The sequence below is a fragment of the Trichococcus ilyis genome, from assembly GCF_900109135.1.
In the GTDB taxonomy this organism is placed as follows: domain Bacteria; phylum Bacillota; class Bacilli; order Lactobacillales; family Aerococcaceae; genus Trichococcus; species Trichococcus ilyis.
Genome location: NZ_FNYT01000001.1, coordinates 148,685 through 161,519 on the forward strand (window position 1 = coordinate 148,685; position 12,835 = coordinate 161,519).

Sequence of the window (12,835 nt, forward strand, 5' to 3'; positions counted from 1 at the left end):
TGATTCATCCGTTTTCTATCAAAGGGAGCGAAAGCTCGCTCTTTTTGATAGGAAATATTCCTTATGCGAGATACAATAAGAGTAAGAAATAAACGACAGAGGAGTTTTTGAAATGACTGAACCCTTAAAAGGATTTGTGCATTCAACAGAGAGTTTCGGTTCCGTTGATGGACCGGGAATCCGTTTTATTATATTTATGCAAGGTTGCCGCATGCGCTGCCAATTCTGCCATAACCCGGACACCTGGAACATCGGAGGCGGCAATGAGATGACAACCGATGAACTGCTCAACTTGGCCCTGCAATACAAGCCGTTCTGGGGCCAAAAAGGCGGCATCACCGTCAGCGGCGGCGAACCGTTATTGCAGATCGATTTCCTGATCGAACTGTTCACGAAAGCCAAAGCACAGGGCGTGCATACGACTTTGGACACCTGCGGCCTGCCGTTCACGTATGATGAGCCTTTCTTCAGCCAGTTCAACAAGTTGCTGGCGGTGACCGACTTGATTTTGTTGGACATCAAGCACATCGACAGCCAAAAACACAAAGAATTGACTATGTGGCCGAACGAAAGCATCATCGAGCTGGCGAAATATCTGTCGGACATCAACAAACCGGTTTGGATCCGCCATGTGCTGATACCGGAACGTACCGATTACGATGACTTCCTGATCCGTTTGGACGCATTCCTGAAAACGCTGAAGAACATCGTCAAAGTTGAAATCCTACCCTACCATAAAATGGGTGTATACAAGTGGAAAACCTTGGGCATCCCTTATCAGTTGGAGGGAATCGATCCGCCTACCGCCGAACGGGTCGAAAACGCGAAAAAATTGTTGCATACAGAAGACTACAAAGGTTATCTGGACCTGTAGAAGCATAATTTTCATGGAAGAAAAGAGAATTGCCATTGCTCTTTTCTTCTTTTTTTAATATGATATTTTTAGACATTGTAAGAGAGAGGGAATGTAATGAGCAAAATGTTAGTTTTTGGGCACCAAAATCCGGATACGGATGCGATCACGTCAGCTATCGCATACGCCCACTACCTGAATCAAAACGGAATCGAAGCTGAGGCTGTAGCGCTTGGCCAACCGAGTGAAGAAACAGCCTATGCATTGAATCAATTCAATACAGCAGCACCGCGCGTCATCGCGACTGCAGCCAACGAAACGGATACGGTAGCTTTGGTGGACCATAATGAAGCGCAACAAAGCGTCAGCGACATCAAGGATGTGGAAGTTTACGCCGTAGTGGATCATCACCGCATCGCGAACTTCGAAACAGCCAACCCGTTGTTTTACCGTGCCGAGCCTGTGGGATGCACGAATACGATCCTTTATAAGATGTATAATGAAAAAAACATCGAGATCCCTGCCGATATTGCTGGTCTCATGCTGTCTGCAATCATTTCTGACACTTTGCTGTTCAAGTCCCCGACTTGCACAAAGGAAGACGAACTTGCCGCCGCAGCTTTAGCCGAAATCGCCGGCATCTCCATGCAGGAATATGGACTTGCGATGCTGAAAGCAGGAACGAATCTGGACGACAAATCGATTGCGGAGCTTTTGACTTTGGATGCCAAATCATTCCCTATGGGCGATAAAAATGTGCGCATCGCACAAGTAAACACCGTTGACGTGCAGGATGTACTGAAAAGAAAAGCCGAATTGGTTTCGGCTATGGAAGCAGAGAACCGCACGCAGGTCTATGATGTCTTCTTGTTGGTGGTTACGAACATCATCGACAGCGATTCTGCCTTGTTGGCTGTCGGTTCGCACTTGGATGTCGTGGCGTCGGCTTTCGGTGTCACCTTGGAAGAAAATGTTGCCCTGCTTCCGGGCGTTGTTTCACGCAAAAAGCAAGTGGTTCCGCCATTGACGGAAGCATTCTCTAAATAATCATTCATTACGGGCGGGCGATGCGACTCAGTTAAACTGAAATGCGTCTCCGCCTGTTTTTGTCTTCGCTCCGATCGAGAAAACACCTGAAGGGGGTGAGAATGTGAAAATTGGGGTATTGTCGGACCTCCATATCGATTCAAATGCCAAAAAATTGGCTCCCGGCCAAACGTATGACTATCTTTTGGCGGAACTGCTCTATAATCAAGAAATCGATTTGCTGTTGTTGGCAGGTGATGTCTCTTCCGACTATCACGATACTTTCTCCTTTTTGGACCGCATGCGCGCCCACTCCGTTTCTAAAATTCAATTTGTGCCCGGGAACCATGATTTTTGGTCCATCCGCAATCACGAGGAGGATACGGACCGCATCTACAAGCTGTTCAAGGAAAGGGAAGATAATCCGGTCGGAAATCCGTATCTGATAGGGGATGAGTGGGCGGTGGCGGGGAATCCGGGGTGGTACGATTATGGGTTCGCCAGCCCGCGCTACACAGCGGAAGAATTTTCCAGGAAAAAACTGAAGGTGGGGGGCTGGAATGATCGCCTGTACGTCCATTGGGAAAAGGATGACCGTGCGGTTGCGCAAGCGATGCTGGAAGAGCTGGAAAACGACCTGAATGCCGTCAGCGGCCGGAAAATAATCATGATGACGCACGTGGTGACGCATCCGCAATTTGTCATCCCGCTCCCGCATCCCGTTTATGACTATTACAATGCTTTCCTCGGGAGCGAAAGCTACACGGAACTTTACGAGCGCTATCCGATCGCGCACAGCATCATGGGACATGTCCACTTCCGGAAATTGCTGCACGAGCAGGAAACGACCTACTACTGCGCTTGCCTCGGCAACGCGCGCCATTGGTACACGGAAGATCCTTACACAGAATTGGCTTATACTATGGAAGAATTTAAGCTGGACATCTGAAGGGCTTATCACTTCCCTTTTGACAAAAATAAGTTATGCTAGTCTTGTAGGCAACAGCATTCAGTCAGGAAGGAGCGGTGATGGATGAAAGCGTTCGAATTGTCGGACAAAGGCGTATATACGCAAACCAAGAACTGGAGAGCAGCCGATTGGATCCATGTGGAAAACCCTAACCACGATGACGTGGCGGAATTGGTGCTTACTTTCGGCATCCCGAAGGATTATATCCTGGATTCTTTGGATGAATATGAAGTGCCTAGACAAGAGCAGGTTCATAATGAGCAGGGGGATGAAATCAGACTGTTGATCGTCCTGTTCCCCAAACTGCGGTCGGTGCAGGAAAAATATACCGAATATCACACGTTCCCCTTATCGATCATCACAATCAACGGAACTTTGATCACCGTTTGCAAAGAAACACCGGCTTTTCTGAATCGGATCATGAAGAACGAAGCTTTCAAAAATGAGCCTGCGACAACCCAACGCCACATCATACTATACATATTGTGGGAATTGACCAAGAGCTTCATACACCATCTGCGGGAAATCGACGGAACGATCGAAGACCTGCAGATCCAAATCACTAGCGCCACCCACAATGAATATTTTTATAAGTTGATTGCGTTGCACAAGAGCCTGGTGTATTTTGAGACATCCATCACCAAAAACCACCCCCTGATCACCCAGTCCATCCATGAGGCTGCTGGCGGCGATGCCCAAAGCCAGGAATTGTTGCGGGATATCATCGACATTTCGAATCAGGCCGAGGTAATGGTGACGGAATCGAGCAAAATGATCGACCAGCTGAGTGAAGTTTTTTCCAGCGTAATCGCCAACAATTTGAACAACATCATGAAGGTTTTGACGTCAATCACCATCGTGCTGACGATACCCACCATCATGGCCGGTTTTTGGGGCATGAACGTCGATTTGCCTTTTGAAGATCATCCATTCGCCTTCTGGATCACAAGTCTGATCACCATTTTGATTTGCTTCCTGACGGTCTATTGGTTGAAGAAAAAAGACTACTTCTGACCATCGTGTTGAGGAACAATTCCGACATCATCCTGGGCGGTGAGGTTGGCCGGCAGTTGGTTGCGTAGGTCAAACTGGAGCGTAATCGGCTGCAAGAAATGCCGGTTGCGCTTTTTTTGATGGCTTAGTGGTGCAGGAAGCTATTGCGGATTGGTATACTGTATTTGGGAGGTGGCAGGACATGGTCGAGGATTTCCAGAGTTGGCTTGAGATTTATGAGCTGGAAAAACTTTTCAGCGATAAAAGGGATAAGGAAACGATCGATAAGGAAATGTTTTTGTTTGTCAGATCGGATGATTTTGACACCTATTTTTCTTTTGACGGTGAATTGGGGGCCTTGTACAAACCAGAAGGAACACTGTTGCGGGTTTGGACGCCTACTGCAAAGTCAGTGGAGGTTTGGCTATATGCGGACAGCGCCGCCGCTTTTCCGTCCCGAAAAATGACGATGGTGCAGAAACCGAAGGGGGTTTTCGAAGCCTTCCTGTCCGGTGATCAGCACGGGACCGTCTATGTTTACAAGATTCTCTTCCTGAACAACCGCGAATCCGTGACGGTTGATCCCTATGCCCGCGCAACAACCGTGAACGGCATCAAATCGGTCATCACAGACTTGGCGAGAACGAATCCGGAAGGGTGGGCCGAGCGCTTGCCGGCATTTGGCTTACCTGAAGAAGCGGTCATCTATGAGCTGCATATCCGGGATTTTTCCATCTCCGCAACGAGCGGAATCGTCAACAAAGGAAAATTCCTTGGCCTGACTGAGAGGGACACAAAAAACGCCAGCGGCAGCAGCACAGGCTTGGATCACTTGATCGACTTAGGCATTACGCATGTCCAGATTTTGCCGATGTTCGATTACGCTACGGTTGATGAGGCGAACTTGGCGAAACCGCAATACAATTGGGGATACGATCCGTTGAACTATAATGTGCCGGAAGGTTCCTATTCAAGCGATCCTTTTGATCCATTCAACAGGATCACCGAAATGAAACAAATGATCCAAACGTTGCATGATAACGGCTTGCGGGTCATCATGGACGTGGTCTACAACCATGTGTATGACCCGAAAGATCAAGCCTTGGAAAGGACGGTTCCTGGTTATTTTTACCGCTACAATGCGGATGGTTCGCTGTCGAACGGCACCGGGGTAGGGAATGATACGGCATCCGAAAGGCATATGATGCGCAAATACATCATCGACAGCGTGAAGTATTGGGCCAAGGAATATCACCTTGACGGATTCCGGTTCGACCTGATGGGGATTCATGATTCCGTTACGATGAACGCAGTCCGTGAAGCGTTGGACAAAATCGATCCATCCATCATCATCATTGGAGAAGGATGGGAAATGAGCACACCGCTTTCGGAGGACTTGAAAGCTTCCCAGAAAAATGCGCAAGCAATGCCAAGAATAGCCCATTTCAATGACTCAATCAGGGTCGCATTGAAAGGCAGTGATTTTGGCGATGAGACCGACAAGGGATTCATCAGTGGGAAAAATTATCAGGAAGATCTGCTGCTCCGCAATATCAAAGGAGCCATGCATCTCTCCAGCCACAGCACTTATATCGACCCGGAACAAGTCATCCAGTACGTGGAAGCCCATGACAACTTGACACTCTATGACAAGTTGCTGCGATCCAATCCGAGAGACAGCGAGGAAGTGCGCATAAAACGTCATACGCTTGCGACAAGTGTTCTGCTTTTGTCGCAAGGTGTCCCGTTCATCCATGGCGGACAAGAGTTTTTAAGGACGAAAGAAGGCGTGGCCAACAGTTACAAGTCCCCTGATGAAATCAACCAATTCGAATGGGAGCGGGTGACAACCTTCCAAAAATCAATAGCCTACATAAAAGGTCTGATCGCTTTACGCAAGAGCGAGTACCTGTTCCGTTTGCATACGCACGAAGAGATTGATGCCTTTTTCACAACGCTCAGCGAAAATTTCAACATTGTGGCCTTTTCCTTGCGGAATGAAGACAAGCAATACATCGTCATTTTCAATGGCAACCGGAACGATACGACCTTCCGCATGGAGAAAGGGGAATACGCCGTAATTGTTGCGGATAACCAGGTCTTTCTCGAAAGAAAGTCGGAGCCGACGCTCATGGAAGAAATTCTTGTCAAAGCCCATACGGCTACAGTACTGTACAGCGAAAGGATGCGATAAAAAACGCACATTGACAGAAATGCATCAACATTTATACAATTAATCAAAGTTTCTTAATAAACAAATGTTCATCTTTGTTAAATGCCTGTTTGACAACGTTTGACGTCGCTTTCGCCGATTTTTTATGCTTCTGACATGGCGTGTCAGATACTCAATATACCTAAAGAGTCGGTATGTTGTGGCAATAAACGCCAATATATGAATTTATTCATCTAATTTTAACCAATTTATTAAAATCGCAAACTTGATTTTAATTTCAGTCAGAACTATAATAAAGCTTACTATAGAAACTATAGAAACAGAGGGAATGGGGGAAAAGAAATATGGGCAACAAGAAACTTTCATCTTTAGTGTTATTATCTTTAAGCTCCGCACTTGTATTAGCTGCTTGTGGTGGAGAAGGAAGCACAGCCGATTCATCAGAGTCTGCAGGTGCGGCCGGCAGCGATCAGGTGCTTAATCTGATTGAAAGCGCTGAAATCCCTACAATGGATTCTGTGCAAGCTACAGATACAGTGGCGTTTACAGCTCTAAGCAACGTAAACGAAGGTCTGTATCGCCAAGGCTTGGATGGAACGGTTGAATTGGGTATCGCAGCAGAAGATCCGACAGTCAGCGAAGATGGTCTGGTCTACACTTTCACGATCCGCGATGAAGCGAACTGGTCGAACGGTGAGCCTGTGACAGCAGAAGACTTTGTCTATTCATGGCGCAAATTGGTGGACCCTGCATCAGCTGCTTCTTATTCTTACATGATGGACGGTGTTGTCGCTAACGCAACTGAAATCATTGCTGGCGAAGTTGCACCTGAAGAACTGGGCATCAAAGCGATCGACGATAAAACGTTGGAAATCACACTGGCTTCTCCAGTGCCATACTTCAAAGATCTTTTGACATTGGCTATGTTCTTCCCTCAAAATCAAGCATTTGTTGAAGAACAAGGCGACAAATACGCATTAAGCAGTGATGCTTTATTGTACAATGGACCATTTGTACTAGCTAACTGGGACGCAGCAAGCTTGTCTTGGACGTATGAACCGAATCCGGAATATTGGGATAAAGACGCAGTCAAATTGGATGCGATCAATGTAGAAGTCATCAAAGAGACTTCCACTGCATTGAATCTTTATGATACTGGCGCAATCGACCGTATGATCTTGACAGGTGAATATGTAGCGCAAAGAACCGGCGATGCTGAAATGCACACAATGCCGACTTCTTCCGTGTTCTACTTGAAGTTCAACCAACAAAGAGAAGGCACGCCTTTGCAAAATGCTAATATCCGTAAAGCTTTAGCGATGGCTTTCGATAAACAAGCGTACGCTGATGTTGTGTTGCAAAACGGTTCCGTTCCAGCAAACGGATTGGTTCCTGAAAAACTTGCTTTGGATCCTTCAACAGGTGAAGATTACCGCAAGCAAAACGGCGATCTTTTGACCTTCAATGCTGAAGAAGCTAAAACCTACTGGGAAAAAGGCTTGGCTGAATTGGGTGTTGAGTCCATCACATTGGAATTGTTGAGTGATGACACAGAAAACGCAAAACGTTCATCTGAGTTCCTGCAAAGCCAATTGCAGACCAACTTGCCTGGTTTGACTGTAACATTGCGCAATGTACCTTTCAAAGTCCGTCTTGAAGCTGACACTGCCGGCGAATACGACATCGAATTGGCTGGATGGGGAGCTGACTATGCTGACCCGATCAACTTCCTGGAATTGTTCCAGACCGAAAACGGCAACAACAAATCCGGTTACTCGAACGCTGAATACGATGCTTTGATCGATGAAGCGCGCACAAACGTAACTGACCTTGATGCAAGATGGGCTAGCTTGCTCGCTGCTGAAAAGATCTTGATGGAAGATGCGGGTATCGCGCCTCTTTACCAACGTTCTTATGCAGTTCTGCAAAAACCGTATGTCACAGATTTGGGCGAGCACTTAGTCGGTGCTGACTACTCATACAAATGGGCCTCAAATTCTGGTGCACAGAACGTGGATTAATTAAGGCAATAAAAAATCCATCTGGCATACATGAATGCCAGATGGATGTTTTATTTTTTTATAGGATGTAATCCCAGAGGCAGAAGATGCTTATCAGCAACAAAATCAATCCGATTGTGAGGACATTCCGATAACTTTTTCCGATCGATGCCGAAAGGGCATGCGGATTCAATGGCTCTTCCTCGTCCAAAGTTTTTTTTTCCCTTCGCAACGTTTTGCGGAGGCTGAAGTGAAAAAAATCGAACGATCCGGAAGCCAGTATGAGGCCGGACAGTCCGATAATCAGGAATACGCCGGCGATCATAAAGAGGATGTTTGAAGTTTCAATCCAGCTTAGGGTTTCATATTTGATCATTTGGAATGCTGCTGCACTCAATAAAATGGAAAAAGAAATGATTGTGTTTTTTTTTGTGAAGTTCATTTATTTTGGCTCCCTTTTGGTTTCTCAATTTTAAATGTACAAAAAAAAGAAAGAAAACTCAATTAGAATATGATTTGATTTTGTGTTCATTTTCTTTTTTGTATATTTAAATATGATATACTATCAGGTGCTATTTACAAAATAACTAAATAATGGAGGATGACAAACGATGAAAAGTTATGCAAAATACATCGGCAAGCGTATTTTATATATGGCAATTACCTTGTTTTTGATTGCATCGATAACTTTTTTTCTGATGAAAGCTTTGCCGGGTACACCATATAGTAACCAAGACAAGTTATCTGAGGAACAAATTTTTATCATGAATGAGAAGTATGGACTGAACAAACCGATTTTGGTCCAGTACGGAGTTTACATTTTCGGATTATTGCGCGGAGACATGGGAGTATCCTTCCAGTTCAACAACACGCCTGTTACGGACCTGTTGAGCAGCAGAATCGGACCCTCCATGCAATTGGGGCTTCAAGCCGTCATTGTCGGGACTATCCTCGGCATTGTGCTGGGTGTGATCGCCGCGATGAGACAGGGAACCTGGGTCGATACAACCGCCACCTTGACGGCCATCATCGGCCGTTCAATCCCTAACTTTGTGTTTGCGGTGATTCTGCAGTTGGTATTCGGGGTTTGGCTGAAAGTATTGCCTATCGCCTTATGGAACGAAGGATTCCGTTCTTCGATCCTGCCAACAATCGCTTTGAGCATATCGCCGTTGGCCGATTCGGCCCGATTCATGCGGACCGAAATGGTTGACGTTTTGGGAAGTGATTATGTAGAACTTGCGAGAGCGAAAGGCCTCAGCCGTTGGGAAGTGGCATTCAAACACGGTATCCGTAACGCATTGATTCCTTTGGTGACCATCATCGGCCCGATGACAGTCGGTTTGATGACCGGTTCGATGGTTGTCGAAAATATTTTTGCCATCCCTGGTATCGGCGAACAATTCGTAAAATCGATCCTGACTAATGACTATCCGACAATCATGGGTGTCACAATGATGTATTCCACAATGTTGGTAGTCGTCATTTTGTTGGTGGATATCTTGTACGGCATCATTGACCCTCGCATCCGAGTCGCTACAGAAGGAGGGGAATAAGAATGAGCGAAAATGAATTGCGCAACACAACCGCTATGCCGACAATCACAAAAGATCTTTTTGAATCAGCAGCCAAATCAAGTATGCAGGACAAAGAAAAAATCTCAGCGCCTTCCTTGAGCTTCATGGCGGATTCTTGGCGTCGCCTGAAGAAAAATAAAGTGGCGATGATCAGTTTGATCATCCTGATCATCATCAGCCTGTCCAGTCTGTTGGCTCCTGTCATCGCACCGCATGATCCGAATGCACAGACCGTCCAGTATGCGAATTTGCCTCCGAAGATCCCTGGAGTCGACATCAATGGTTTGAACGGTACTGTGAAGCAAAACGGAGTCGTCATCGACAAGTACGAAACATCCAAAGTTCCTGAGGACGTTTACTACTATCTTGGTACCGACAGCCTCGGACGCGATCTGTTGTCGCGGATCCTGTACGGCACGCGCGTATCGCTGTTCATTGCTTTTATGGCAGCTTTGTTCAATCTGACGCTCGGCGTCGTTTATGGTCTGACATCCGGCTGGTTGGGCGGAAGAGTCGACAACATCATGCAGCGGATCCTGGAAATCCTTTCCGGTGTGCCTAACTTGGTGGTCGTTATCTTGATGCTGCTTGTATTGAAGCCCGGCATCAGTTCCATCATCATCGCTTTGGCTTTGACGGAATGGCTTTCGATGGCGCGTGTCGTCCGTGCGCAAACACTAAAACTAAAAAATCAGGAATACATCCTGGCGGCCCGCACATTGGGTCAATCACCGATGAAAATCGCGTTCAGACACATACTGCCTAACTTGGCAGGGGTGATCATCATCCAAGTCATGTTCTCGATCCCATCGGCTATCTTCTTCGAAGCCTTCTTGAGCTTCATCGGAATCGGGATTCCTGCTCCGAATGCATCGCTTGGTACGTTGATCAACGATGGCTACAAGACATTCCGTTTCTTGCCGCACTTGATGTGGTATCCAGCCGGCATCATGAGCGTCATCATGATCTGCTTCAACTTATTGGCTGATGGACTCCGTGACGCGTTCGATCCAAAAATGAGAGATTAGGAGGTAACCAGATGGAAAATATATTGGAAGTAAAAGACCTACAAATTACTTTTGATACCTATGCAGGTAAAGTAAAAGCTATCCGTGGCGTCAGTTTTGACCTGAAGCCAGGCGAAACATTAGCCATCGTTGGTGAATCCGGCTCTGGTAAATCAGTGACAAGCCGCAGCATCATGCGTCTATTGGCTAACAATGCCAACATTGAACATGGCGAGATCCTGTTCAAAGGCGAAGATTTGGTCCACAAAACCGAAAAAGAAATGCAGAAAATCCGTGGTTCGGAAATCGCAATGATTTTCCAGGATCCGATGACATCTTTGAACCCGACCCAAAAAATCGGCAAGCAAATTGCTGAACCGATCATCAAGCACCAAAATATCAGCAAGGAGGAAGCCTACAAAAAAGCTGAAGAACTGTTGCAGCTTGTAGGCATCCCGAACCCTGCCAAAAGAATGAAACAATACCCGCATCAATTTTCGGGCGGCCAGCGCCAACGTATCGTCATCGCGATCGCCTTGGGCTGCAACCCGGATATCCTGATCGCGGATGAACCGACGACAGCCTTGGATGTTACCATCCAAGCCCAAATTTTGGAATTGATGAAAGATCTGCAGCAGAAGATCAAGACATCGATCATTTTCATCACCCACGACCTTGGCGTCGTGGCGAACGTAGCCGATCGCGTAGCCGTCATGTATGCCGGAAAGATCGTCGAAGTCGGGACTGTCGATGAAATTTTCTACAATCCGCAACATCCGTATACATGGGGTCTGTTGAGCTCTATGCCTACATTGGATACGCAAGGAACGCTTTATGCGATTCCGGGAACACCTCCGGATTTGTTGGATCCTCCAGTAGGGGATGCTTTTGCTCCGCGTAGCGAATATGCGATGAAAATCGACACCTTGTACGATCCGCCATTCTTCAAAGTCTCCGAGACGCATCAGGCTGCCACCTGGTTGTTGCATCCGGATGCGCCATCCGTGCACCCTCCAGAAGGCATCATCACTCGCCGGGCGACATTCTCAAGGATGAATCTGGCCCCTTCCGATGAACTGAAAGTGATGGATACAGCAGACAAGGAACCGGCTGTATTGCCACACGGCAGCGGTCCGGACATCGATTCGAAAGTAACTGAGAAAGGAGGACTGATGTAATGCATGACACAACAGGGAAGAAAAAGATTCTTGAAGTAAAAAACCTGAAGCAGTATTTCAATGTCGGGACAAAAAATGAAGTCCGCGCTATTGATGATGTTTCCTTTGACATATACGAAGGCGAAACACTTGGTTTGGTAGGGGAATCCGGTTGCGGCAAAACGACAACTGGTCGTGCGATCATCCGGTTGTACAATCCGACTTCCGGCGAAATTTACTTTGACGGCACCGAAATTCACTCGCTGCATGACCGAAAAGAGCAATTGGCGTTCCGCAAGGATATGCAGATGATTTTCCAGGATCCGTATGCATCCTTGAATCCCCGCATGAAGGTCCGCGATATCATTGCGGAAGGATTGAAGATCCATGGTCTTGCGACTAGCGAGAAGGAAATCGACGAACGGGTTGCGGAATTGCTGGATCTGGTCGGACTGAACAAAGACCATTCTTCGCGTTATCCGCATGAGTTCTCCGGCGGCCAAAGACAGCGTATCGGAATCGCCAGAGCCTTAGCCGTGAATCCGAAACTCATCATCGCCGATGAACCGATTTCCGCTTTGGACGTTTCCATCCAGGCGCAAGTGGTCAATCTGCTGATGGAATTGCAAAAGAAACAAAAATTGACATTCTTGTTCATTGCCCATGACTTGTCGATGGTCAAGTACATCAGCAACCGCATCGGCGTTATGTACTTCGGTAAACTGGTAGAATTGGCGCCTGCGGACGACGTTTACAACAAACCTTTGCATCCTTACACGGAAAGCTTGTTATCCGCCATTCCGTTGCCGGATCCGGTTTATGAACGCAATCGCACACGCTTCACTTACGTTCCCCGTGAAGAGAACGGCGAACCAGAAGCGCTGAGAGAAATCGTGCCCGGCCACTTTGTGTACTGCCGTGAATCTGATGTTCCGGCACTGAAAGAAAAGTACGAAAAATATTGATACTGAAAGTCCAGAACTTGTTCTGGGCTTTTTTTGCCATTAAAAATTAATCAAATGAAGAAATGATGAATTTTATATGATTTATATTCCGGATTTTTATAGAATATTTTCATT

Annotated in this window: 11 protein-coding genes; 10 read left to right on the plus strand and 1 reads right to left on the minus strand. The window is 46.7% G+C overall.

Features of this window, described 5'->3' with window-relative positions:
• Positions 1–112 precede the first annotated feature (112 nt).
• The 6 genes from pflA (at position 113) to BMX58_RS00685 (ending at position 8,036) form a co-directional block, all read left to right on the plus strand.
• Positions 113–874, plus strand: coding sequence for a pyruvate formate-lyase-activating protein (gene pflA, locus BMX58_RS00660; RefSeq protein WP_068620546.1), 762 nt, complete (start codon positions 113–115; stop codon positions 872–874).
• 96 nt (positions 875–970) lie between these two features.
• Complete coding sequence (locus BMX58_RS00665) at positions 971–1,900, plus strand: manganese-dependent inorganic pyrophosphatase (protein WP_068620545.1); 930 nt, start codon at positions 971–973, stop codon at positions 1,898–1,900.
• A 103-nt stretch (positions 1,901–2,003) separates the two neighbouring features.
• On the plus strand, positions 2,004–2,828 hold the full coding sequence (locus tag BMX58_RS00670) for a metallophosphoesterase (RefSeq protein WP_068620543.1): 825 nt from the start codon (positions 2,004–2,006) through the stop codon (positions 2,826–2,828).
• Positions 2,829–2,912: 84 nt separating this feature from the next.
• Positions 2,913–3,863: a magnesium transporter CorA family protein gene (locus tag BMX58_RS00675; protein WP_068620541.1), complete on the plus strand. Its 951-nt coding sequence runs from the start codon at positions 2,913–2,915 to the stop codon at positions 3,861–3,863.
• A gap of 181 nt (positions 3,864–4,044) precedes the next feature.
• Positions 4,045–6,036 carry a type I pullulanase gene (gene pulA / locus BMX58_RS00680; RefSeq protein WP_068620538.1) on the plus strand — a complete coding sequence of 664 codons (1,992 nt, stop codon included), beginning with the start codon at positions 4,045–4,047 and terminating at the stop codon, positions 6,034–6,036.
• 323 nt (positions 6,037–6,359) lie between these two features.
• Positions 6,360–8,036 carry a peptide ABC transporter substrate-binding protein gene (locus BMX58_RS00685; RefSeq protein ID WP_068620536.1) on the plus strand — a complete coding sequence of 559 codons (1,677 nt, stop codon included), beginning with the start codon at positions 6,360–6,362 and terminating at the stop codon, positions 8,034–8,036.
• Positions 8,037–8,094: 58 nt separating this feature from the next.
• Here the strand turns inward: BMX58_RS00685 and BMX58_RS00690 are convergent, their stop codons facing one another.
• Complete coding sequence (locus BMX58_RS00690; protein WP_068620534.1) at positions 8,095–8,457, minus strand: DUF3899 domain-containing protein; 363 nt, start codon at positions 8,455–8,457, stop codon at positions 8,095–8,097.
• A 169-nt stretch (positions 8,458–8,626) separates the two neighbouring features.
• Between BMX58_RS00690 and opp3b the strand changes: the two genes are divergently transcribed.
• From opp3b to BMX58_RS00710, 4 genes are read left to right on the plus strand one after another with little or no spacing between them, the layout of a single operon-like run.
• Entirely contained in the window at positions 8,627–9,571 is a 945-nt protein-coding gene (gene opp3b, locus BMX58_RS00695) for an oligopeptide ABC transporter permease (RefSeq protein WP_068620532.1), read from the plus strand.
• A 2-nt stretch (positions 9,572–9,573) separates the two neighbouring features.
• Positions 9,574–10,620 carry an oligopeptide ABC transporter permease gene (gene opp3C / locus BMX58_RS00700; RefSeq protein WP_068620530.1) on the plus strand — a complete coding sequence of 349 codons (1,047 nt, stop codon included), beginning with the start codon at positions 9,574–9,576 and terminating at the stop codon, positions 10,618–10,620.
• 11 nt (positions 10,621–10,631) lie between these two features.
• The gene (locus tag BMX58_RS00705) at positions 10,632–11,777 is read left to right on the plus strand and encodes an ABC transporter ATP-binding protein (protein ID WP_084253727.1); all 1,146 of its coding nucleotides are present in this window, start codon (positions 10,632–10,634) and stop codon (positions 11,775–11,777) included.
• The gene (locus BMX58_RS00710; protein WP_068620527.1) at positions 11,777–12,721 is read left to right on the plus strand and encodes an ABC transporter ATP-binding protein; all 945 of its coding nucleotides are present in this window, start codon (positions 11,777–11,779) and stop codon (positions 12,719–12,721) included. Before BMX58_RS00705 ends, BMX58_RS00710 begins: the two co-directional genes overlap by 1 nt.
• Positions 12,722–12,835: the final 114 nt, after the last annotated feature.